Consider the following 22,740-nt stretch of genomic DNA (forward strand, 5'->3'; position numbering starts at 1 on the left):
TTTTAAGCCGGACTTTTTTATTTTCAATTTTTAAATTAAACTGATATGAAATTACAGCTACTCACTTTACTCATTTTAGTGAATATTTTTACGAGTTACGCACAAAATAATTCAGTAGAAATAAAAAAAAGTGAAATATTTAAAGATAAAGGAAGAGATTCTAGAATACTATTTTATGATAACGACAGTGAAGGCAGAATTGTTTTAACAAGACTATTTTATGACGAATTAGACCAGCTGCCTAAACTTTACGTGGTAGAATATTATAATACCGATCTAAAATTAGTGAGTTCAGCTAGTATTAAAGTTGAAAAGCGTCGTAAAATTAAAGAAATGTTCGTAAAAGATAAGAAAGTTTATCTTATTGAATCATTTTACGATAACAGCTCAAATGTTAATCAAATTCATTACAATATCTTAAGTTCAAATAAAAATAAGCTTGAATTTACTTCTAAAAATTTATTTTCAATTCCCAGAGAAAATATTGTTCCAACTCATATTTTAAACGAAAATAATATCGATTTGCCTTCTGGAACTGAGGTGAATATTTCAGATAATAAGAACTATATTTCTTTTGTTTTTGATGTGAATGTTGAAAAAAAAGCAACGCATTTAATTAAAGTTTATACTACAGATTTTCAAGAAGTTTATGAGCATTCTTTAGCTTTAGAAACCAAAGACAAATTTTTTGAATATAATTCTTCTATTTTAAATGAAAACAATGGTACGATCTACATTCTAGGAAAACTTTTTCACAATAATAGTCTAAAAGAAAAAAAGAATGGAAAACCTAATTATTCATTTCAGCTTTATAAGATTGATGAAAATTCAGAAGAAAAACTTTCATTGAAAACGGAAGATAAATTTATCTCTTCCTTAGAAATGCTTTTAAAAAATGACCAACTTGTATTGGCCGGAGTTTATTCAGAAAAAAACAATGAAAAAGTGTCGGGTATCGCTTATTTTAATATCGATCCAAATAAATTAAACCTAAAAGCAAATACCTACAATAAATTTTCTACCGAGTTTTTAGTAAATAAAAATGAAAATCCTAATCGAGATTTTGAAAACTTACTTTTAAAAGGAATTTACTTAACCGATAAAAATGACTTAATTTTTACTGCTGAAGAATTTTGTTTTATTGAAGCTCCAAACTACGGACCAAATAGAACAAGTAATACGAGAAATATATATCATTTTAATAATATAATCTGTGCGAAAATTGATGCATCCGGTGAAATGAAATGGTGGAGAAATATTTATAAAAGGCAAAGCACCTCAAGAAAAGATTACCATTTTTTTTCCTTTTTAACGTTGCTTAAAAACGAAGAAATAAATCTATTTGTAAACGCACGCGAATTTGATGATTTTGAGGAAAGAATTGAATTAAAAAGTACGAATCCTAAAAGAATGAATTTATATAAAATCGCTTTAAACGCTCAAGGAGAATTAAACTATCAAACAATTTTAGATGAAGATATCACTCCACTTTGTACGAAACCTTTGAGCGGAGTTACAGATAAAGATGTAAAAACAATTATACTTGAAGGAAGCAAAAGGTTAAAAACTCAAATCATAAAATTGAGTCTTTAAAGGAAAATATCCATAAAATAGGAATTTGTCCAAAATATAAATAACTTTGATTCTGAAAAGAGTCAAAGTTTTTTTTATGGAAAAATTTTATCAAAAAGGAAGAGGAGCGCAAAAAAATGTTGCCAATAAATTCTTTGAATTAGAGCATATTCAAGAAGATGAATTTTTGGAATATTGCCATAAAGAAGGCGAAAAAGCAGTAGATGACAAAACCCATTTTCAAGAAGTTTTTCCAAAAACCTTTGTCAATAAAGTAAATAGTCCCGATGTTGGGATGGGATTTTCCGCAAATCCATATCAAGGTTGCGAACACGGTTGTATTTATTGTTACGCCCGAAATTCTCATGAATATTGGGGCTATTCCGCGGGGCAAGATTTCGAGCAACAAATTCTAGTGAAGAAAAACGCGCCGCAATTGTTAGAAAAAAAACTAAACAGTAAAAATTGGCAAGGCGATACCATCATTTTTTCTGGAAATACAGATTGTTATCAACCGATTGAAAAAAAGCTTCAGATTACGAGAAAGTGTTTAGAAATTATGCTCAAGTATAAACACCCAACAGGAATTATTACCAAAAATGCTTTAATTCTTCGCGATTTAGATATTTTAAAAGAACTGGCAAAATTCAATTTAATTCGGGTAAATATTTCGATTACATCCCTTTCTGAAGAAACCCGAAGAATTTTAGAACCCAGAACGGCGACCATCAAAAAAAGATTAAACGTTGTAGAAACTTTATCAGCAAATAATATTCCGGTAAATGTAATGATGGCGCCCATAATTCCATCAATTAACAGTCATGAAATTTTTCCTTTGGTAAAAAAAGTAAGTGAACTCGGTGCAATTTCCGTCGGGTATACTATTGTGCGTTTAAACGGAGCGATAGCTGAAATTTTTAAAGATTGGATAGAAAAAACCATGCCCGATCGCGCCGAAAAAGTCTTGCACCAAATAGAAGCTTGCCACGGCGGAAATTTAAACGATAGCCGTTTTGGAACGCGTATGAAAGGCGAAGGAGAATTCGCTAAACAAATTGCCCAACAATTCACCATCGCTAGGCAAAAATTTTTGAAAAAAACGTCAATTCTTCCGTTAGATAATTCACATTTTCTTCAGTTAAAAAATCCCCAGTATAAATTATTTTAATAGATTCTTATCTTACTAAAATTTAAAGTATCGTATTTTTATAGGTAGAAAATTTTGCAATGGAAAAGAAAAAAACAGCGATCATTTTAGGAGCTACCGGACTTACCGGCGGTTTGTTGCTTCAAGAACTTTTAAAAGATGAACGTTTCAATAAAATAATTCTTTTCTCCCGTAGCAGTGTAAAATTATCTAATCCAAAAATTGAAGAACACCTTATCTATTTATTTGAATTAGAAAACTATAAATATCTTTTTAAGGGCGATGTGGTTTTCTGTTGTATCGGTAGTACACAAAAAAAGACGCCAAATAATGAAACGTATAAAAAGGTAGATTTTGGAATTCCTGTTACCGCGGCTAAACTTGCGAAAGAAAATTCAATTTCTACATTTATTGTGGTTTCTGCACTTGGCGCAAATGCCGAAAGTAAATTTTTCTATAACAAAACAAAAGGTGAAATGGAAAATGCGGTGCTTCAGCAAAATATACCGGAAACTTATATTTTGCGACCTTCGCTAATTTCGGGAGAACGAGAAGAAAAACGTCCGTTTGAATTCGCTTGGAAACAAGTAATTAAACTTGCTAATTTTATAATGCTTGGACCGTTAAAAAAATTCAGATCTATTCCCGCAGCGACTATAGCGATTGCCATGAAAATACTTTTGTTAAAACCTTATTCAGCTAAAATCATTGAATCTGAAACCATTAAAAAAATAGCAAAAGAAGCCCGTCCGTAAAAACCCTGAAATAGCATTTATTTTAAATTTCATATATTGTAGATAATCAGTCAGTTAAAAATGACGATTAATTTCAATATATGGTAAAAAACTACAAACATTTTTATTTTCTCTTTTCCGTTATACTTTTGCTTTTTGGTTGTTCAGATGATGCTGAAAATATTTCCGAAGAAAAAGTAATAGAAACTGAACCTACCGTAAACCGAGATCTTTCAGAAATAAAAGAAGATGGGAAACTCACCGTAATTACTATTTATAATTCAACAAGTTATTTTTTATACCGCGGAAAACCAATGGGTTTTGAGTATGAATTGGTAAAAAAATTGGCAGAACATTTAGAATTGGAATTAGATATAAAAGTCGCTAAAAATATCGATGAACTTTTCGATATGCTGAATAGCGGCGAAGGCGATTTAATTGCCTATGGTTTATCGATTACCGAACCTAGAAAAGATATAATTGCTTTTACCGATTATCATTATTTAACGCATCAAGTTTTGGTACAACGTCGTCCAAAAAATTGGCGAAAATTACCGCTTTATAAAATCAAAAAACAATTAATTAGTGATCCGATTGAATTAATTGGTGAAACTGTTCACGTGAGAAAAAATTCGTCATATAATGCGCGATTAAAAAATTTAATGCAAGAAATTGGCGGATACATAAATATTGAACCGGTTTCGGGCGATAAAACGACCGATGAAATTATTAAAATGGTGGTCGATGGTAAAATTGAATATACGGTTGCCGATTATAATATTGCGGCAATTAACCAAACCTACAATCCTATTTTAGATATCGATACAGAAATTAGTTTTTCTCAACGCGTGGCCTGGGCGGTTCGAAAGAATTCTCCCGAATTTTTAGAAGCTGTCAATAAATGGATTAAAACAATTAAGAAGAAAGACTTTTACTATATTGTTTACAATAAATATTTTAAAAACAAAAAATCGTATAGAAGAAGAATTAAGAGTGAACTTTATAGCAAAAATCAAGGAAAAATTAGTGTTTACGACCCCATAATTAAAAAAAATGCCACACGTTTAAATTGGGATTGGCGTTTATTGAGTTCGCAAATTTACCAAGAATCACGTTTTCAACCTTCCGATAGTTCTTGGGCTGGCGCAAATGGTTTAATGCAAATAATGCCCGCTACTGCAAAAGATTTAGGGGTAAATGATATTACAAACCCTTCTGAAAATTTAAAAGCCGGAACCATTTATTTAAAACAAATGCGAGAAAAATTCAGTAAGGTAAAAGATAGTATTCAGAAAATAAAATTTACGTTGGCAGCATATAATTGTGGTTTAGGTCACGTTAGAGATGCGCAACGTTTAACGAAAGCTGCAGGAGAAAACCCTTATCGTTGGGATGATAATGTAGAAGATTATATGCTGAAATTAAGTTCGCGCGAATTTTTTAGTCGACCGGAAGTAAAATACGGTTTTGTTCGGGGCAGAGAGCCATTTTTGTATGTAAAAGAAATCTTTTTGCGTTACAATCATTACAAAAAATTGATTCCGTTAGCGAATTCTACTGAATAATTTCAGAAATCGACTTATTTTTATTGAAAAATTGAAATGCAAGAAATAGAACGGAAGTTTTTAGTGACTTCAGAAAAGTATAAAAAAGAAGCTTTTCAGCAAATTAATATTCAGCAAGCTTATTTAAATTCTCATCCAGAACGCACCACGCGAATTCGTATAAAAAACAATGAAGCTCTAATTACCGTAAAAGGAAAATCTTCAGCAAACGGCTTAACACGATTTGAATGGGAAAAACAAATTGAAGTAAACGATGCAAAAGAATTATTGAAACTTTGTGAGCCCGGAAAAATTGAAAAAACTCGCTTTTTGGTAAAATCGGGCAAACATGTATTTGAAGTTGATGAATTTTATGCGGAAAATGAGGGTCTAACAATCGCAGAAGTAGAATTAAAAAACGAAAATGAAAATGTAATACTTCCTGATTGGATTGGCGAAGAAGTTACCAGAGAAAAAAAATATTACAATTCTTCTTTAATTAATCATCCCTATAAAAACTGGGAAGTGTAAAAAAATATTTGTATTAAGGTAGGAAATTATACTTTGTACATCTTGCGAAATGATTTAAAAGATCATAATTAAAAATTATACAGTCATTAAAATGTTCCTATAAGTCCAAACTGTCCTAAACCTACTTGAAATTTCCAACTGATTTTAGTTTTATGGGGATTTCCATAATCTCTTTCTTCATTAAGATAATTATCTATTGTATCTACCACTAAAATACTTAGTGCCATACTAAGTCCTACATCAGTTAACCAATGTGCGCCTGCCCAAAGTCTTGATATTGGAGCAATCATTCCCAAACCATAAATACCTGCTTTTACAAATGGGTTTTTAAATTGTTTTCCGATAGCATAAGCTGTGGTAAAAGAAAGAATAGTGTGACCCGAAGGAAAGCTATGAAAGCCGCCTTTTTTACTAAATGGTTTAAAAGAACCTTTTCCTGCATCGGTTCCGGGACGTGCTCTTCCTATGGCTGTTTTTGAAATTGTTTGAATAAGTCCAGCAGTAGATGCAGCAGAGATAAGCAAAACACCGGTTTTTCTTATTTTTTCGTTTTTTGTAAATAAACCATATAAGTATACAGCTCCATTTATTGCAAAATGATTTTGTGGACTTCCATAGTACCAACCAAAATCTTTAATAATACCGGGAATGTGAGGTTCTTGATTTTCAAACCATCGATTGGCCTCTTCATCAAAAATATAAAGTGCTCCCGTTCCTAAAACTATGGTTCCGGCAGTTAAAAAATCGTCTTTTTCCCATTTTAAAGGCTGGGTATATGTTGTTGTTAAACCTTTAAAAGCACTTGTGCCGTCATACTTTAGCAGTTCCCAGGTAGTTGGGAGACTGTCTTTAGGTTTATTTTGGCTAAATGTAAGTGAGGGGAAAATTAGAAATAGAAATAAAATTATCTTTTTCATTTTATATATTTTAAAGCTTTAATGCTCCTTAAAAATTAAAATAAAAACCGCTCCATAATTTCTTATGAAACGGTTCTTACAATCAATCAAACATTACAAACTATGAAAAAAATTATTGCCAACCGCCGCCTAAAGCTTCATATAAACTAACTAAAGCGTCAAGTTGATTGTATTTTGCATTAATTAAATCTAATTGCGAATTCAGTGCATTTTCACGCGAACGTAAAACTTCTAAATAATTCGCCAATCCGTTATCGAGTAATTCTTCGGAATAATCGGTTGCCGTTTGGTATGCATTAAATTCTTTCTCTTTTAATTCAATTTTTTCGGTCGCCGCATTATAGCTGTACATTGCATCAGAAACTTCTTTGCTGGCGGTTAAAATTGCTTGTTTAAACTGTAATCTCGCTTGTTCTTGTTCACTTTTGGCGACTTCAAATTGCGTTCTAATTTGTCTTCGCTGAAAAATAGGCTGTGTTAATCCGCCTACCACAGTTGCAAAAAGTGAATTCGCGTTAAATAATTTATCGAATTCTAAACTCTGAAAACCTCCGCTCGCCGTTAACGTAAGTGATGGGTAAAAATTACTTCGTGCTACATTGGTCATTTCAAAAGAATTTCTAAACTTATATTCTGCTGCTAAAACATCAGGTCGATTGCTCAATAATTGCGCAGGAACTCCGGTATTTAATTCCGTAGTAATATTTTGATTTTCCAATTCGCTTCGCGGAATTTCCATAGGAGATTCGCCTAATAAGATAGACATTGTATTTTCTAATAAACGCGCTTGTTTTTTTAAATCGACTAAAATAGCTTGAGCGGTATAGAGTTGGGCTTCGGTTTGTTTAACGCCAACTTCAGTAACATTTCCAGCATCTTTTAAGGCTTCAGTAGTTTCAATACTACTTTCACGATTATCAATAGTTCGTTGAGTAATTTTTATTTGTTCATCAACTGCTAATAATTGATAATATGTTGAAGCAATATTTGAAATTAAGCGTGTTTTTACTGCTTTATGTGCCGCAACACTTTGTAAATAACGAGCACCAAAAGCACGTTTTTGACTTCTTATTTTTCCCCAAATATCAGCTTCCCAAGATAAATCTGCGGTTACTTCATATTGGTCAATCGCACTATTAAAGAATGAACCAAACTGACTGTTTTTTGAAAGTTCTTGATGTGTCCACGAAGCATTTCCGGTTAGACTCGGAAAATACCCGGCTTTACCTTGTTTTAAATAGGCTTCCGCGGAAAGGATTTGTTGCAAGGCCACGCGAATATCAATATTATTCTCTAATCCTTCTTCAATATAGTCTTGTAAAACAGGATCGGTAAAAATTTCGCGCCAAGAAACGGTTGCCATTGTTAAACTATCTTGCGGGAGCTTATCAGTTCTAAAATTTTCTTCTTCTACAACTATTGGTCGTTCGTAATCTTTGGCTACAAAACACGATTGTAAGCTTAAAAAAGCAATCGTAATAGCGAGGTATTTTAATTTATATAGAGTTTTCATGAATTTCTTTTTAAGCATTTTGTTGAACGGCTTCCGGTTTTTTCCCTATTTTCTCTTGTAACCATTGAAACAGAATAAATAACATCGGGATTACAAAAACTCCGGTAATGGTTCCAATTAATAAACCTCCGGCAGCACCTGTACCAATCGACCTGTTTCCGGCAGCTCCAACACCATTTGCCAAAACAAGCGGCATTAATCCTAAAATAAAAGCGAAAGAAGTCATTAAAATAGGTCGTAAACGTGCTTTTGCACCATTAATTGCAGAATCAACAATAGATTCCCCTTGTTTTCGACGTTGTATCGCAAATTCTACGATTAGAATCGCATTCTTCGCCAATAAACCTAATAACATAATTAAGGCAATTTGGAAATAAATGTTATTCTGAAGTCCAGCAAATTTTGTGGTTATATAGGCACCAAAAACTCCTAATGGAAGTGATAATAATACCGACAATGGTAATAGGTAACTTTCATATTGCGCCGCTAATAAGAAATACACAAACACAATACTTAAAATGAAAATCATTGTGGTTTGGTTTCCTGCTTTTACTTCTTCTCGAGTTAAACCGGAGTAAGCGGTGCTATAACTCTCAGGTAAAGTGCTGGCAACTTCTTCTACTGCGTTAATTGCGTCTCCCGAACTATAACCAGGATTTGTTGCGCCTGTTAGTTTAGTTGAATTAAATAAATTGAAACGTGTTACCGATTGCGGACCGTAAACGCGTTTTAAATTCACAAACTGCGTAATCGGTGCCATTTCCCCACTTTCGGTACGAACATATAATTTATTTAAGTCACTTTTTACGGCACGATCTTGTGGTAAAGCTTGAACATAAACACGATATTGTTTTCCGAAGCGGGCAAAATCTGCTGCGTAAACTCCACCGATATACCCTTGTAAGGTTGAAAATATTTCACTTACTGAAACGCCTTTTTCTTTAGCTAGCGGAACGTTTAAGTTAATTTCAAATTGCGGATAATTTGTATTGAATGATGATTGCGCATACTGAATTTCAGGACGTTGTGTTAGCTTCTGAATAAATTCTTGATTTACTTCATCTAACTCAGAAAAACTAGAACCCGACCGATCTAATAAATTTACTTCGAAACCGGAAGAGTTACCAAAACCTGGAATACTCGGTGGTGCGAAGAAAATAATATTCGCTTCAGGAATTGTCGCGGCAATACCAAATAATTTTCCGGTAATGGCTTGAACCGAAAGTTCATCAGAATCGCGTTCTTCCCAATCTTTCAGTTTAATAAATCCTAATCCGTAGTTACTTCCGGCGCCACTTAATAAACTTCTTCCGTGAATAACCGACATTCCTTCAACGCCGGGTAAATCTTTTACTTTATTATAAAGTTCTTCGTTTACTTTCGTAGTTCTATCTACAGAAGCTCCGGCAGGTAACTCTACGTTTACAAAAACTAACCCGCGATCTTCATCAGGCACAAATCCGGTAGGAACGGTAGAAGATGACCACCAAATTCCTACACCGGCTAAAACGAGAATCAACACGGTAATCCATTTATTTTTATATAAAAATCCTAAGGATTGACCATAGCGGTAAATCGTTGCTTTAAATCCACGATTGAACGCCGCATAAAATTTCTGTAAGTAATTTTTCTTAGAATTTTCTTTATCATCGTGTGTTTTTAAAAATAATGCACAAAGCGCCGGACTTAAGGTTAGTGCGTTTACCGCGGAAATGATAATCGCAACTATTAATGTTATCCCGAATTGCTCATAAAATACTCCAGTTGGCCCTTTAATGAAAGTTACCGGAATAAATACTGCTGCCATTACCAGCGTAATGGAAACGATTGCACCAGAGATTTCGTGCATTGCGTCTAAGGTAGCTTTTTTAGCGTCTTTGGCGCCTTCATCAATTTTCGCGTGAACTGCTTCAACTACAACAATGGCATCATCTACCACAATCCCAATAGCGAGTACGAGAGCAAAAAGTGTAAGCAGGTTAATTGAATATCCAAAAAGGTTTAAGAAAAAGAATGTCCCAATAATTGAAACCGGAACCGCAATAGCGGGAATTAAGGTAGATCTAAAATCTTGTAAGAAAATAAATACTACAATAAATACGAGAATAAACGCTTCAATTAAGGTGTGAACTACTTTATTAATTGAAGCATTCAAGAAGTTGTTGGTATCATAAGGAATATAAATTTCTATTCCTTCCGGTAAATCTTTGTCAATTTCTTCTAAGCGCTCTTTAATGGTTTGAATAATTTCTCGCGCGTTAGATCCTTTAGTCTGAAAAATACCCATATTCACCGCTGGGTGTCCTTTCGTCATCGATCCGCCGCTATACGATTGGGCATCAAGTTCTATTCTTGCTACGTCTTGTAAACGTAAATATTCGCCATTTCCTAAAGCTTTTATAACAATATCGCTGTATTGTTTTTCGGTTTTAAAGCGTCCGCTGTATTTAATAATGTAAGAGAATGCTTCACCATTATTTTCACCTAATGCTCCGGCTGCGGCTTCTAAACTTTGTTCATTTAGCGCACCGATAACATCAGAAGGAACTAAATTATACGCCGCTAATTTTTCAGGTTGAAGCCAAATGCGCATCGCATAATCTTTTCCACCAAAGACATTTACATTTCCAACTCCGTTAACCCGTTGAAGTTCAGGTATTACATTAATTTTTAAGTAATTCTGAATAAACGTATCGTCATAATCATCGTTTGTACTATAAAACGATAAGAACATTAACGCGCTTGTTTGCTGTTTTTGTGTGGTAACCCCAGTTTGTTTTACTTCTTGCGGAAGGAGCGGATTTGCTCTCGCCACACGATTCTGAACGTTTACCGCCGCAATGTCGGGATCTACTTCTTGATCGAAAAACACGGTGATTTCTGCTGTTCCGTTATTAGTGGCAGTTGAGGTTAAATAGGTCATTCCCTCAACTCCATTGATTTGTTCTTCAATAGGAATAATTACACTTTCTAAAACCGTTTCGGCATTGGCCCCCGGATAAGTTGTGCTTACCGTAATAGTTGGTGGCGCAATATCTGGATATTGCGTGATGGGTAAATTAGTAAGCCCGAGTACACCAAGAATAACGATAATAATGGAAACTACCGTAGAAAGTACGGGCCGTTCTATAAATGTTTTTAGCATGATTTTTTCTGTTTCTTCAGCGAATTTTATTTAAATACTTTTTCAATTGGTTTTGAGATACTATCGAATTCGGTGGGTTGCGGTTTTATTTCAGTATTTGGGCGAATTTTATTAACGCCTTTCGCAACGATTTTTTCTCCTTTTTCTACACCCGATTCGACTACATATAAATTATCAACTTTCGCTTTTGTTTGAATTGCAGAAGAAGTAACTTTATTATCTTTCCCAACTTTCATCACCAAAATATTTCCTTGGCGCTCAAATGTAGAAGCTTGCGGAATTACCACGGCGTTTTCAAATGTATTCGGGATTAAAACACGACCGCTGTTTCCGTTGGTTAAAATTCTTGATGGGTTATCAAAAACGGCTCGGAATGAAATTGATCCTGTATTCTCATTGATTTGTGAATTAATGGTTTCAATTTGTCCTTCTTGTTCGTATGTGGAGCCGTTTGCTAATTCTAGTTTTACTTTCGGCATCGCTTCAATACGCTCTTGCAGATTTTTTCCGTCTTTATTCTGAATAAAATCCAAATAATCGGTTTCGTTCATCGAAAAATAAGCGTAAACTTTACTAATATCACTAACTGTAGTAAGCGGTTGCTGACTTGTGGGACTTACCAAAGCGCCTTCTCTCAATCGGATAGAACCTACATAACCATCTACCGGACTTTTAATATTTGCGTAGCCAATATTAGCTTGAATACCATTGTAGCTACTTTTTGCTTGTTCTAATTTGGCTTTTGCGGTTTCTAATTGAACTTCGCTAATAATATCTTTTTCAACTAAAGGTTTTAATTTATTTACTTCAACTTGCGCCGCATTTACGTTAGCTTTTGCAGCTTGCGCGTCTTGGTTGAGTGATTGTGTTTCGAGTTTAAAAAGTGTTTGGCCTTTGCTTACTTTTTGTCCTTCGTCTACTAAAACATCAGTAATATATCCTGATACTTTAGCGCGAACTTCACTATTCACAATTCCTTCAATACTTACGGGATAAGAAGTATAAGCGGTGACCGTTTTGGTAGGAACTTCAATTACCGGATAAGGTTTTGCTTGTGGAGCGTTTGCAGCCTGGGCGTTTTGACCTCCTTTATTGTCACCACAAGAGCTAAGAAGTAAGACTCCCAAAATAATAGCTATATAATTGAATAATTTTTTCATCGAGTTATAATTATGAGTTGATATTTTTAATAGTTGACATTTTTTTAATGGTATTCTTAATATTTTCTTTTTGGCATTTTAAATAATCTTTAAAGAGCAAAGCTATTTGTCCGTTGCTTTCAAATTTTTCTTTGTTGTATTTAGAATTGAAGTCTACAATTTTTTCTATAAGTTGAATTTCTTTAGAAATGCTTTCAAGATATTCTTGTAAAGTAGATTTTAGATACATTTTATTAGCTCTAAAATATCTTTTGCGGTCGCCCGATTTTGTAAAATATTCAACTTTTTTTATTTGAAGTAACAAATTAAGTTGCGTAGAAACCGAACTTTTACTGGCTTGGGTAGTAGAAAGTATTTCATCAAACGTGTGGCCATCGGCTGGAGAAAGAATCATCATGGCATAAATTCTTGCAGCCAATGGAGCTAATTGATGATTTTTTTCAAAATGCAAGCCAATTTCTTCAATAAGTTTTCGTTTTTCTGGAGAACAACAATCCATATCTTGCTTTAAATTTAGAGCGCAAAAATACATTAAGTTCGGAACTAACCGAACTAAAGAAACTTAAATTGTTGTTAAAAAAATTGATAAGACTCTTAGGGTATACTATTCTCTATACATCCCAATAGTTAAACTATCGTTTACAAAACTTGCACGAAACATTCCAGGAGTATTGAATTCCATAGAAATATTTCCTAAATGATCTATAGCGATAATACCACCATTTCCGCCAAGCTCAGGTTGTTTCTTTTGAATAACTTCTTTAGTTGCTTTTTCTAAAGATAAACCTTTATATTCCATTAAAGCTGAAATATCGTAAGCTACAACGCCACGAATATAATATTCGCCCCAACCTGTTCCCGAAACCGCGCAAGTTTTATTATTTGCGTAGGTTCCGGCACCAATAATCGGTGAATCTCCAATGCGGCCCCATTTTTTATTTGCTGTTCCGCCCGTAGAAGTTCCGGCAGCTAAATTTCCGTTTTTATCAAGCGCAACGCAGCCTACAGTTCCAAATTTTTCACCATTAATATCACTATTGTAAAATGCTGCTTCTTTATTTGCGTTTTCATTTTTTATACGTTTAATATTTTGAAGCTGTTTATCGGTAATAAAATAAGAAGGTTCAACAATTTCTAAATTTCTTGTTTTAGCAAAAGCTTCAGCACCTTCTCTAGCAAGAAGTACGTGGTCGGAATGCTCCATCACTTCGTAGGCTAAATTAATGGGGTTTTTTACGGTAGAAACACCTGCGATTCCACCGGCATTTAAAGTTTTTCCATCCATAATTGAAGCGTCAAGTTCCGGTTTTTCTTCGTGAGTTAGCACAGCTCCTTTTCCTGAATTAAACAACGGTGAATCTTCCATCACATTAATACTTCGTTTTACAGCTTCTATTGAAGAACCGCCATTTTTTAAAATCTCATTCCCAGTAGTTATTGCTTCTTTTAGTTTTTCGCGATAAGCATTTTCAAGTGAATCAGATAAGTTTCCCTTTTTTATGTATCCTGCGCCGCCGTGAATTACAATTCCAAAGGGTGCTTTTGGAGTTTGCTGAAGTGAATCTGAAGTTTTCTTATTCGTTTCAGAGGAATCATCAACTTTATAATTACAACTTATATTGAATAATAAAATACTTAACAGGAAACATATTTTTTTCATAAGATAATGAGCTTTCTAACGAAGATAATAATTTTAATAGCATTTGGTACAAGGGAGCTAGGCTTAAGCGAAACTTGTTTCAGATTTGTGCTTTTGTTAGAATAAAAAAAGCAATTGAGAGAGTCCGTCTCGAATAGACAGCCTAAAAAAGACTATAAATTATAGATAATTACTTTTAAAACCATTAAATTTATACTCCTAAAAAATAAAATTATGGCTATAGCAAAACCTTTCAATTTAAATAAATGGATAGAGGAAAACCGCGATACTTTAAAACCACCTGTGGGGAATAAAAATTTATATAAAGATGCTGGCGATTATATTGTGATGATTGTAGGAGGGCCTAATGCTCGGAAAGATTATCATTATAATGAAACCGAAGAATTATTCTATCAATTAGAAGGAAATATTGAAGTTCATATCCAAGAAAATGGAGAAAAGAAAACCATGAAATTAGGTCCGGGAGATATGTATTTACATCCAGCAAAAGTTCCACATTCACCCGCAAGAAAGGAAGGTTCTATCGGTTTGGTAATCGAAAGAAAGCGAAAAGATTTACCTGGTAAAGACGGTTTACTTTGGTTCTGCGATAATTGTAACCATAAATTATATGAAGTATATTTTCCATTAGAAGATATCGAAAAAGACTTTTTAAAACACTTTAAAGAATTTTACAGCAGCAAAGAGTTGCGAACGTGTGATAATTGTGGAACAGTAATGCCGGTTGACGAACGTTTTATAGCAGATGAGGAATAACGCTTTATTTTTGTTATTTTCGCAAAAACTGAAACAATAAATTTTAAAAACCACAACTCTAATGAGTAAAATCGCAAAAGATTTTGGAATTGATAAAGCCCTAAAAGATTTAGGCTTAACAGATATTAATAATGGAACTTCTACTGGAAAAGATTTTTTCAGTAATGGTGAAATTATCGAATCGTATTCACCGGTAGATGGTTCGTTAATCGGAAAAGTAAAAGCAACGACTAAAGAAGATTACGAAAAAGTAATTACCACCGCTTCTAACGGTTTTAAAGAATGGCGAACAATGCCGGCTCCGCAACGTGGAGAGGTAATTCGTCAATTTAATGATGAATTAAGACGCTTAAAAGAACCACTTGGGAAATTGGTTTCTTTTGAAATGGGAAAATCTTACCAAGAAGGTCTAGGTGAAGTACAAGAAATGATTGACATCTGCGATTTTGCAGTTGGTCTTTCTCGTCAGTTACACGGATTAACCATGCATTCTGAACGTCCAGGACATAGAATGTATGAACAATATCATCCACTTGGTGTTGTCGGAATTATTTCAGCATTTAACTTCCCGGTAGCGGTTTGGTCTTGGAATACAGCTTTAGCTTGGGCTTGTGGAGATGCTTGTATCTGGAAAGGTTCAGAAAAAACACCATTAACTTCCGTAGCTTGCCAAAATATCGCGGCGCGAGTATTTTCTGAAAATGGACTTCCAGAAGGAATTTCTTGCTTAATAACTGGTGATTACAAAGTAGGAGAAATGATGACGCACGATGAGCGTGTACCATTAGTTTCAGCAACAGGCTCAATTAGAATGGGTAAAATTGTTGCGCAAGCTGTGGCAGCACGTTTAGGAAAATCATTATTAGAGTTAGGCGGAAACAATGCGATTATTGTAACGCCAGACGCTAATATTAAAAATACGGTAATTGGTGCTGTATTTGGAGCAGTAGGAACTTGTGGACAACGTTGTACATCTACGCGTCGATTAATTGTTCACGAAGATGTTTACGATAAAGTAAAAGATTCTATTGTAGATGCTTACAAACAATTACGTATTGGAAATCCATTAGATGAAAATAATCATGTTGGTCCGTTAATCGATAAAGATGCGGTAAAAAATTACCAACACGCGCTTGATAAAGTAGTTGAAGAAGGCGGAAAAATTTTAGTTGAAGGTGGCGTTCTAGAAGGCGAAGGTTACGAAAGCGGTTGCTACGTGAAACCTGCGATTGCTGAAGCTGAAAACCATTTTGAAATCGTTCAGCACGAAACTTTTGCTCCAGTTTTATATATCATGAAATATAAAGGTGATTTAGAAAACGCTTTAGATTTACAAAACGGGGTAAAACAAGGTTTATCTTCTGCAATTATGACTAATAATTTAAGAGAAGCAGAGCGCTTCTTATCTGTTGAAGGTTCTGACTGCGGAATCGCGAACGTAAATATTGGTACTTCAGGTGCAGAGATTGGCGGAGCATTTGGCGGTGAAAAAGAAACCGGCGGTGGACGCGAATCCGGCTCTGATGCTTGGAAAATCTATATGCGTAGACAAACCAATACCATTAACTATACTACAGAATTGCCATTGGCACAAGGAATTAAATTTGATTTATAAAAATTAAATTTTAAGTATAAAAAAACCCGCTGAACTTCAGCGGGTTTTTTGTTTTTTATATAATTTTAGAAACGGTAACCAACGCTTAAACCGGCATTAAATTCAATTGCTGAAAAGCGTTCTTTCACTTCTTCGCTGAAGTTTCTTGCGATATTTACATAAGGCGCGATAATAAATTTATCATTAAAATTCCATTTGTAACCAGCGCCAATTCCAACCATAAAGGTATTCATATCGGTTTCAACTTTTACGGTTTGTGAGTTTCCATTTACTTCTAGAGTTCCATTTTGTTCAAAATCACCGAAACGGTATTTCGCAAAAATATTTGCATAAATTCCAGAACCTGCGGTTTCTTTTCCGAAGTAAAAATTGTAGCCTAATTTTACGCTATTGGTATTAAATTTTCGGGAACCCGATTCGCTATGATAATTTATACGATCGTTAATTAAAATCTCAGCTCCAATAGATTGATTAAAACCGATAAAACGTTCATAGCCAACTTCAACGGAAGCAATTGCTATAGTATTTGCAATATTTAGTTTTACTTCATTTTTAGGAAAGCTTTCTTGTGCAAAATTTTGTTGCAAGCTAAAAAGTGCAATAATTGCTGCAAATAGTGTCTTTTTCATTATAGTTAGTTTTTTAACAAAGATAAGTATTAATTTCTGCCTGCTTCTTCAGCATATAATTTATAAACGGGATCGCTCTGGAAAATTTCTTTTGAATCAACATTTATAATAGAAAGTGGGCCTTTAAAAGCTGCGCCGGTATCGACGTTCCAAACATTTGCAGCATTTACAGGTTCGGTTTTATTGATTCGTGTAGTTGGAGTGTGACCGATAAATATTTCATCGAAAAGTTGTAAGCGTTTCGGAAAAAATAGATCGTCTTTTTTTAAATTCTTATCTAACGAGAGTGCCATTTCCCACAAAGTTCGATCCCAATAAAAAGTGTAATCGTTGTATTCCTGTTCGGGTCCGTGCATATTAGCAAATCCGGCGTGAAGAAAAAGTCGGTTATTATTATCGATATAATAATTTACCATTTCGCGATAAAAATGGAGATGATTTTCAATTTCTTCTGAAGATAATTTTCGGTAGGCGTCTATGCTGGATTGGCCACCGTGCTGAAGCCATTTGTCGTTCATTTCTTCGGTTTCGAGCCAATGTTGAACTAAATCGTCGTGATTTCCCCGAATAAAAATGCAGGTTTTTTCTTTGGCGAGTTCAATTAAATAAGAAACTACATTCGCGGAATCGCTCCAACCATCTACATAATCGCCTAAAAAAATTAAGGTGTCTTCATTTTTTACGTTTGCTTTTTTCAATGCTTGTTTTAAGGCTTTTAATCCGCCGTGAATATCTCCTATTGCAAATGTTTTCATAAATTATACGCTCTCGATATCCGAAAATAAAGAAAATTTAAAAGCAAGCCATGGTTTTTGGGAAACTTTAATAGCTTGTTTTTTTCTCATTAGTTATATCGAACTTTCCGTAAAATTCGTACGCTTTCTTTATAACGAGAATAAACTTCAGGATAATTTTTTAGATAAGGTTTGGCTTCTTCCAACTTTTCTATTGCATCTGTAAATCCGTTGAGGTGACAAAGCAAATACGTTGCGGGAAGCTTAGAAAGATCTTTTTCTTGTATTGGCGTTAACGGTTCTTTATTTTTCAGCTTTTTTATAATGCTATTATTGTTATTGAAAATATGATATAAGGTTTCTTTAGGAAATTCTGGCGGATGAAAAACCATTTCGCTCTCAATTTCATAACTCATATTATTTTTAAAATGAAAGGTAACTTCTTCTAGCGGATAATATTTATAGCTTTCATATAAACCTAAATGAACGTATTCAATAATTTTAAAGCTGTCTTCATCGTAAGCAATACTAATTTCATCTAAATCTGAATAAAAAAGTTTTACCTGCTCGTTAATCAACTCAATATTTACGCGCGATAAATAAGTGTTTTCTTCAATTTCTTTTGCTTTTCCTGCCCAACAAACCACAAAATATTCCTTAAAAACTTTATACGTTGGCTGGTAATCTTTGCTTTTTTTCATAAAATCAAAAACACCATCCAACGTATATTTTATCGTGTTTTGCGAATGACTTTCGATGGCTTTAACGATTTCAGAATTTATATCTTTCAATTCAATATCAAACGCTTTTGGCATGCTAATGCTTCCGTCTCTAAAGAAAACCATGCCGCCGTAATATTTCCAGATATTTTTCCGAAGCGAACAAATTTTTCCTTCATTTGGGCGAATGCTTACCAAACCGACCACTTTTCCGTTAGGTAAATGCGGAAATAAAACATTCTCATACGTTACCAGCGGTGGATTCGTTAAATAAGCATTAATAAGATTCTGAATTTTACTATCATCAAAAAAATCGACACCAACAATACTGTTATCTTCATCCTCAACACCAATCACAATGTAGCTGTTGTTTTTGGGATTGCTGTTAGAAAGCGCACAAATGTGTTTTAAAAGTTTAGCTTTACCTTCTTTTTCACCAATATTAATTTTTCGCTTTTTGTCATAAAAACTGTTCTCAGCATTATGAGCCAGTAAATTTTTTATGAGCAAGCGTTTATTAATCATTAGAATTTATTTTTTATCGACAATCGTAGAAGAAGCTTGCGCGGTACACATTACCATTAAATCGGCAATATTTACATGATAAGGGCGCGTAAGTACAAAATGAATAATATCGGCAATATCTTCAGGTTTTAAGGCTTGAAAACCTTGATAAACTTTTTTGGCTTTTTCAGTATCACCTTTAAAACGTACTTCGCTGAACTCGGTTTCTACCAAACCTGGGTTTATAGCGCCAACTTTTACACCGGTTCCGTTTAAATCCATTCGCATTCCTTGATTAATGGCGTCTACCGCATGTTTACTGGCGCAATATACATTCCCTTTTGGGTAAACTTCTTTTCCTGCGGTTGAACCAATATTTATAATATGTCCATTTCCGCGAGAAACCATTTCCGGTAAAATAGCTTTGCTCATATAAAGTAAACCTTTCACGTTAATATCGAGCATTGCATCCCAATCTTCCGTATTTCCATCTTGAATGAAATCGAGTCCGTGTGCATTTCCGGCGTTATTAATTAGAATATCGATTTGCTTAAAGTTTTCCGGCAAACTTTCTATCGCTTTGGTAATTTCGGCTTGATTTCTAACATCAAAAGTTAAGGTGTGGATTTCAGTAAAATTTGAAAGTTCACTTTTAAGTTCCGCTAAGCGATTTTCTCTTCTTCCGCATAAAATTAAATTGAAACTTTCTTTAGCCAGACGAACGGCTGTAGCTTTTCCAATTCCGCTTGTGGCACCCGTTATTAAAACTATTTTATTCATCTATAGTATTTTTTTTGAACTATGATAAAACTACTAAAATTTGAGCATTGTAAATAGATTACTTTTTCTAATTGAAGAATAAATTTTGAATGTTAACTGAAAGTTAAGCAACCCGTTAAATAAAGTTAATGATTTTGAAGTTTATCGATAAACTTGGTAAAATAGCCGAATTAATAATATAAAAAAGTGGATATGAAAAAAATGAATTTTAAATTTTTAGCAGTTCTTTTAGTAAGTTTAATCGCATTTAGTGCTTGTAGTGATGATGATGACTCAAATTCATCTAGTAATCAAGGAAAAGCGAAAATGAGTTTAAAAATGGTCGATGCGCCTGGAGATTATGATGAGGTGAATATTGATGTAGAAGATATTGTTATTAAATATAGTGGAGAAGAAAATGAAGTTGCTTTTGGAGAAGTAAACGCGGGAATTTATGATTTATTAGAATTAACTGGCGGAGCGAGTGTTGTTTTAACCGACGAAGAAGAAATTCCTGCAGGAAATGTTTCTCAAATCCGATTAATTTTAGGAGATGATAACACGATTGTAGTTGATGGAGAAACTTTTCCGCTTTCAACTCCTAGTGCACAACAGTCAGGTTTAAAATTAAATTTAAACACCACGTTAGAAGAAGGAATTGTGTACGAATATATACTAGATTTTGATGTAGAAAAATCAATTGTAACACAAGGAAATGGTGGTTATTCTTTAAAACCTGTTATTAGAATTAATGCCGTAGCAGAAACTGGTAGAATCGCTGGTTCAATTTTACCATTAAATTTATCAGCATTAATTACTGCAGAAAACGATACTAATGAAATTTCTACATATAGTAATTCTGAAGGAGAATTTGAATTAAACGGTGTTCCAGAAGGAACCTATACGTTAACTATTCAGCCGGATGCGAATTTAGATCTTGAAATTCAAACCCTTACAGATGTAGAGGTTGTAAATGGCGAAACTACTACAGTAGGAGAAATCTCGTTCGAATAAGAATTTAAATAGATTTTTAAAGAATTAAGGCGGTAAATTACCGCCTTAATTAGTTTTAAGATATTGTTAACAGGGATTCAGCCAATATTTTTACAATTTGCACCGTTAGTGAAAAGCCAAATGATAAGTTAACTATGGAAGAAACCACAACCTCAGTAGATATTGCAGGATTAAATGAAAAAATTGAAAAAGAAAGTGCTTTTGTAGACTTACTTACCAACGAAATGAATAAAGTTATCGTTGGGCAAAAACATATGATCGAACGCCTTCTAATAGGACTTTTAGGGCAAGGTCATATTCTTCTCGAAGGAGTTCCCGGTTTGGCAAAAACCTTAGCGATTAACACACTTTCCAAAGCAGTTCAGGGTTCCTTTAGTAGAATACAATTTACGCCAGATTTACTTCCAGCAGATGTTGTTGGTACGATGATCTATAATATGAAGGTGAATGATTTCAGTATAAAAAAAGGACCGATTTTCGCAAACTTTGTATTGGCAGATGAAATTAACAGAGCTCCGGCAAAAGTACAATCTGCTTTGCTGGAAGCAATGCAAGAAAAGCAAGTTACCATTGGCGAACAAACATTCACGCTAGATAAGCCATTTTTAGTAATGGCAACCCAAAACCCGGTAGAACAAGAAGGAACTTACCCGTTACCAGAAGCGCAAGTCGATCGATTTATGCTGAAAACAGTAATCGATTACCCGAAAATGAATGAAGAACAATTGGTAATGCGCGCGAATTTAAAAGGAAGTTTTGATAAAGTGAATCCCGTAGTTTCCATCGAGCAAATTTTAAGAGCACAAAGCGCGGTTCGCGATGTTTATATGGATGAGAAAATTGAAAAATATATTCTCGATATTATTTTCGCCACACGTTATCCAGAAAAATATAAATTAGAAAAATTAAAACCTTTAATTTCGTTTGGTGCTTCTCCTCGTGGAAGTATTAATTTAGCCACTTCAGCAAAATGTTACGCTTTTATAAAGAGAAGAGGTTACGTAATTCCAGAAGATGTTCGGGCGGTTGTTCTAGATGTGCTTCGTCATAGAATAGGAATTACCTATGAAGCTGAAGCCGAAAATGTCACTTCCGAAGATATTATCGGTAAAATCGTGAATGAAATTGAAGTGCCATAAAAAATAATTACCTGTAGTGGCAGTAAACAGTCAAAATGAAATCTTTCTGCTAATGTTTTTTGAAAACTGTTTGCAATTAAATGGATACAAAAGAGTTACTCAAAAAAGTACGTAAAATTGAAATAAAAACCCGTCGCTTAAGCAATCATGTTTTTGGCGGGGAATACCATTCTACCTTTAAAGGTCGCGGAATGACCTTTAGCGAAGTACGCCAATATCAATTTGGAGACGACGTTAGAAGTATCGATTGGAATGTTACCGCGCGTTATAACGAACCTTTTGTAAAAGTTTTTGAAGAAGAACGCGAACTTACTATGATGTTGGTGGTCGATATTTCAGGTTCAGAATTTTTTGGTACCACGCAAAGTTTTAAAAAAGATATTATTGCTGAAATTTCGGCAACCTTGGCTTTTTCCGCAACTCAAAATAACGATAAAATCGGACTTTTACTCTTTTCAGATAAAGTAGAATTATTTATCCCACCAAAAAAAGGACGCTCACACGTGTTGCGAATTATTCGGGAATTACTGGAATTTCAGCCCGAAAATAAACAAACCGATTTAACCGCTGCCTTGAAGTTTTTACAGAATATGATGAAGAAAAAAGCGATTGTCTTTATTCTTTCAGATTTTATGACCGATGAGTATGAAAAAACCCTGAAAATTTTAGGAAATAAACACGACGTCACCGGAATTAGAATTTACGATGAACGCGAAAAAGAAATGCCAAATGTCGGAATGGTAAATATGAAAGATGCTGAAACCGGCGAAACAATGTTAGTAAATACTTCTTCAAAAAGTGTAAGAAATAATTACGCTAAATATTATATTTCTCGAGCGGCGTATTTTAATAACACGTTTAGACTAAGCGGTGCAGGAACCATAAATACGAGTGTTGGAGAAAGTTACGTGAAAAAATTATTAGGTTATTTTAAACAACGCGGATAAC

20 protein-coding genes are annotated in these 22,740 nt (G+C 34.0%); 10 read left to right on the forward strand and 10 right to left on the reverse strand.

Translation table 11 applies throughout. From position 1 onward, the window contains the following. Positions 1-45: 45 nt before the first annotated feature. The 5 genes from ACFFGL_RS09620 (at position 46) to ACFFGL_RS09640 (ending at position 5,528) form a co-directional block, all read left to right on the forward strand. Positions 46-1,593: a hypothetical protein gene (locus ACFFGL_RS09620; RefSeq protein WP_309726576.1), complete on the forward strand. Its 1,548-nt coding sequence runs from the start codon at positions 46-48 to the stop codon at positions 1,591-1,593. A 76-nt stretch (positions 1,594-1,669) separates the two neighbouring features. Next, positions 1,670-2,740: a PA0069 family radical SAM protein gene (locus ACFFGL_RS09625; RefSeq protein WP_309726575.1), complete on the forward strand. Its 1,071-nt coding sequence runs from the start codon at positions 1,670-1,672 to the stop codon at positions 2,738-2,740. A gap of 59 nt (positions 2,741-2,799) precedes the next feature. After that, positions 2,800-3,474 (forward strand): NAD(P)H-binding protein, encoded by a 675-nt coding sequence (locus ACFFGL_RS09630; RefSeq protein ID WP_309726573.1) that lies wholly within the window; start codon positions 2,800-2,802, stop codon positions 3,472-3,474. An 80-nt stretch (positions 3,475-3,554) separates the two neighbouring features. Continuing rightward, positions 3,555-5,018 carry an MltF family protein gene (locus tag ACFFGL_RS09635; protein ID WP_309726571.1) on the forward strand — a complete coding sequence of 488 codons (1,464 nt, stop codon included), beginning with the start codon at positions 3,555-3,557 and terminating at the stop codon, positions 5,016-5,018. A 36-nt stretch (positions 5,019-5,054) separates the two neighbouring features. Next, on the forward strand, positions 5,055-5,528 hold the full coding sequence (locus ACFFGL_RS09640) for a CYTH domain-containing protein (protein ID WP_309726569.1): 474 nt from the start codon (positions 5,055-5,057) through the stop codon (positions 5,526-5,528). Positions 5,529-5,614: 86 nt separating this feature from the next. On the opposite strand, the gene ACFFGL_RS09645 is transcribed toward ACFFGL_RS09640, so the two are convergent. From ACFFGL_RS09645 to ACFFGL_RS09670, 6 genes are all read right to left on the reverse strand, one after another. After that, positions 5,615-6,445 carry a phosphatase PAP2 family protein gene (locus tag ACFFGL_RS09645; RefSeq protein WP_309726567.1) on the reverse strand — a complete coding sequence of 277 codons (831 nt, stop codon included), beginning with the start codon at positions 6,443-6,445 and terminating at the stop codon, positions 5,615-5,617. 112 nt (positions 6,446-6,557) lie between these two features. Continuing rightward, positions 6,558-7,958 carry a TolC family protein gene (locus ACFFGL_RS09650; RefSeq protein ID WP_309726565.1) on the reverse strand — a complete coding sequence of 467 codons (1,401 nt, stop codon included), beginning with the start codon at positions 7,956-7,958 and terminating at the stop codon, positions 6,558-6,560. A gap of 10 nt (positions 7,959-7,968) precedes the next feature. Continuing rightward, positions 7,969-11,103: an efflux RND transporter permease subunit gene (locus ACFFGL_RS09655; RefSeq protein WP_309726564.1), complete on the reverse strand. Its 3,135-nt coding sequence runs from the start codon at positions 11,101-11,103 to the stop codon at positions 7,969-7,971. A 26-nt stretch (positions 11,104-11,129) separates the two neighbouring features. Further along, positions 11,130-12,263: an efflux RND transporter periplasmic adaptor subunit gene (locus ACFFGL_RS09660; protein WP_309726562.1), complete on the reverse strand. Its 1,134-nt coding sequence runs from the start codon at positions 12,261-12,263 to the stop codon at positions 11,130-11,132. 10 nt (positions 12,264-12,273) lie between these two features. Next, positions 12,274-12,762 (reverse strand): GbsR/MarR family transcriptional regulator, encoded by a 489-nt coding sequence (locus ACFFGL_RS09665; protein WP_309726560.1) that lies wholly within the window; start codon positions 12,760-12,762, stop codon positions 12,274-12,276. Between the two features lie 105 nt (positions 12,763-12,867). Next, positions 12,868-13,923, reverse strand: a complete 1,056-nt coding sequence (locus ACFFGL_RS09670; protein WP_309726558.1) for an isoaspartyl peptidase/L-asparaginase family protein — start codon at positions 13,921-13,923, stop codon at positions 12,868-12,870. A gap of 213 nt (positions 13,924-14,136) precedes the next feature. Between ACFFGL_RS09670 and ACFFGL_RS09675 the strand changes: the two genes are divergently transcribed. Together ACFFGL_RS09675 and amaB are read left to right on the forward strand one after the other, a co-directional pair. Continuing rightward, positions 14,137-14,679: a 3-hydroxyanthranilate 3,4-dioxygenase gene (locus ACFFGL_RS09675; RefSeq protein ID WP_309726557.1), complete on the forward strand. Its 543-nt coding sequence runs from the start codon at positions 14,137-14,139 to the stop codon at positions 14,677-14,679. 61 nt (positions 14,680-14,740) lie between these two features. Beyond that, positions 14,741-16,294: an L-piperidine-6-carboxylate dehydrogenase gene (amaB, locus tag ACFFGL_RS09680; RefSeq protein WP_309726555.1), complete on the forward strand. Its 1,554-nt coding sequence runs from the start codon at positions 14,741-14,743 to the stop codon at positions 16,292-16,294. 65 nt (positions 16,295-16,359) lie between these two features. On the opposite strand, the gene ACFFGL_RS09685 is transcribed toward amaB, so the two are convergent. From ACFFGL_RS09685 to ACFFGL_RS09700, 4 genes are all read right to left on the reverse strand, one after another. Continuing rightward, positions 16,360-16,923 (reverse strand): autotransporter domain-containing protein, encoded by a 564-nt coding sequence (locus ACFFGL_RS09685; RefSeq protein WP_309726553.1) that lies wholly within the window; start codon positions 16,921-16,923, stop codon positions 16,360-16,362. Positions 16,924-16,952: 29 nt separating this feature from the next. Continuing rightward, positions 16,953-17,678, reverse strand: a complete 726-nt coding sequence (locus tag ACFFGL_RS09690) for a metallophosphoesterase family protein (RefSeq protein ID WP_309726551.1) — start codon at positions 17,676-17,678, stop codon at positions 16,953-16,955. Positions 17,679-17,767: 89 nt separating this feature from the next. Continuing rightward, entirely contained in the window at positions 17,768-18,901 is a 1,134-nt protein-coding gene (locus tag ACFFGL_RS09695; RefSeq protein ID WP_309726549.1) for an ATP-binding protein, read from the reverse strand. Between the two features lie 6 nt (positions 18,902-18,907). Continuing rightward, entirely contained in the window at positions 18,908-19,660 is a 753-nt protein-coding gene (locus ACFFGL_RS09700; protein ID WP_309726547.1) for an SDR family NAD(P)-dependent oxidoreductase, read from the reverse strand. Between the two features lie 192 nt (positions 19,661-19,852). Here ACFFGL_RS09700 and ACFFGL_RS09705 point away from each other — a divergent pair, with 192 nt between their 5' ends. From ACFFGL_RS09705 to ACFFGL_RS09715, 3 genes are all read left to right on the forward strand, one after another. Beyond that, entirely contained in the window at positions 19,853-20,653 is an 801-nt protein-coding gene (locus tag ACFFGL_RS09705) for a DUF4382 domain-containing protein (protein WP_309726546.1), read from the forward strand. A gap of 134 nt (positions 20,654-20,787) precedes the next feature. Next, positions 20,788-21,792 (forward strand): AAA family ATPase, encoded by a 1,005-nt coding sequence (locus tag ACFFGL_RS09710; RefSeq protein WP_309726544.1) that lies wholly within the window; start codon positions 20,788-20,790, stop codon positions 21,790-21,792. An 80-nt stretch (positions 21,793-21,872) separates the two neighbouring features. After that, positions 21,873-22,739: a DUF58 domain-containing protein gene (locus tag ACFFGL_RS09715; RefSeq protein ID WP_309726542.1), complete on the forward strand. Its 867-nt coding sequence runs from the start codon at positions 21,873-21,875 to the stop codon at positions 22,737-22,739. Position 22,740 lies beyond the last annotated feature (1 nt).

The organism is Mesonia maritima, assembly GCF_042433895.1.
In the GTDB taxonomy this organism is placed as follows: domain Bacteria; phylum Bacteroidota; class Bacteroidia; order Flavobacteriales; family Flavobacteriaceae; genus Mesonia; species Mesonia maritima.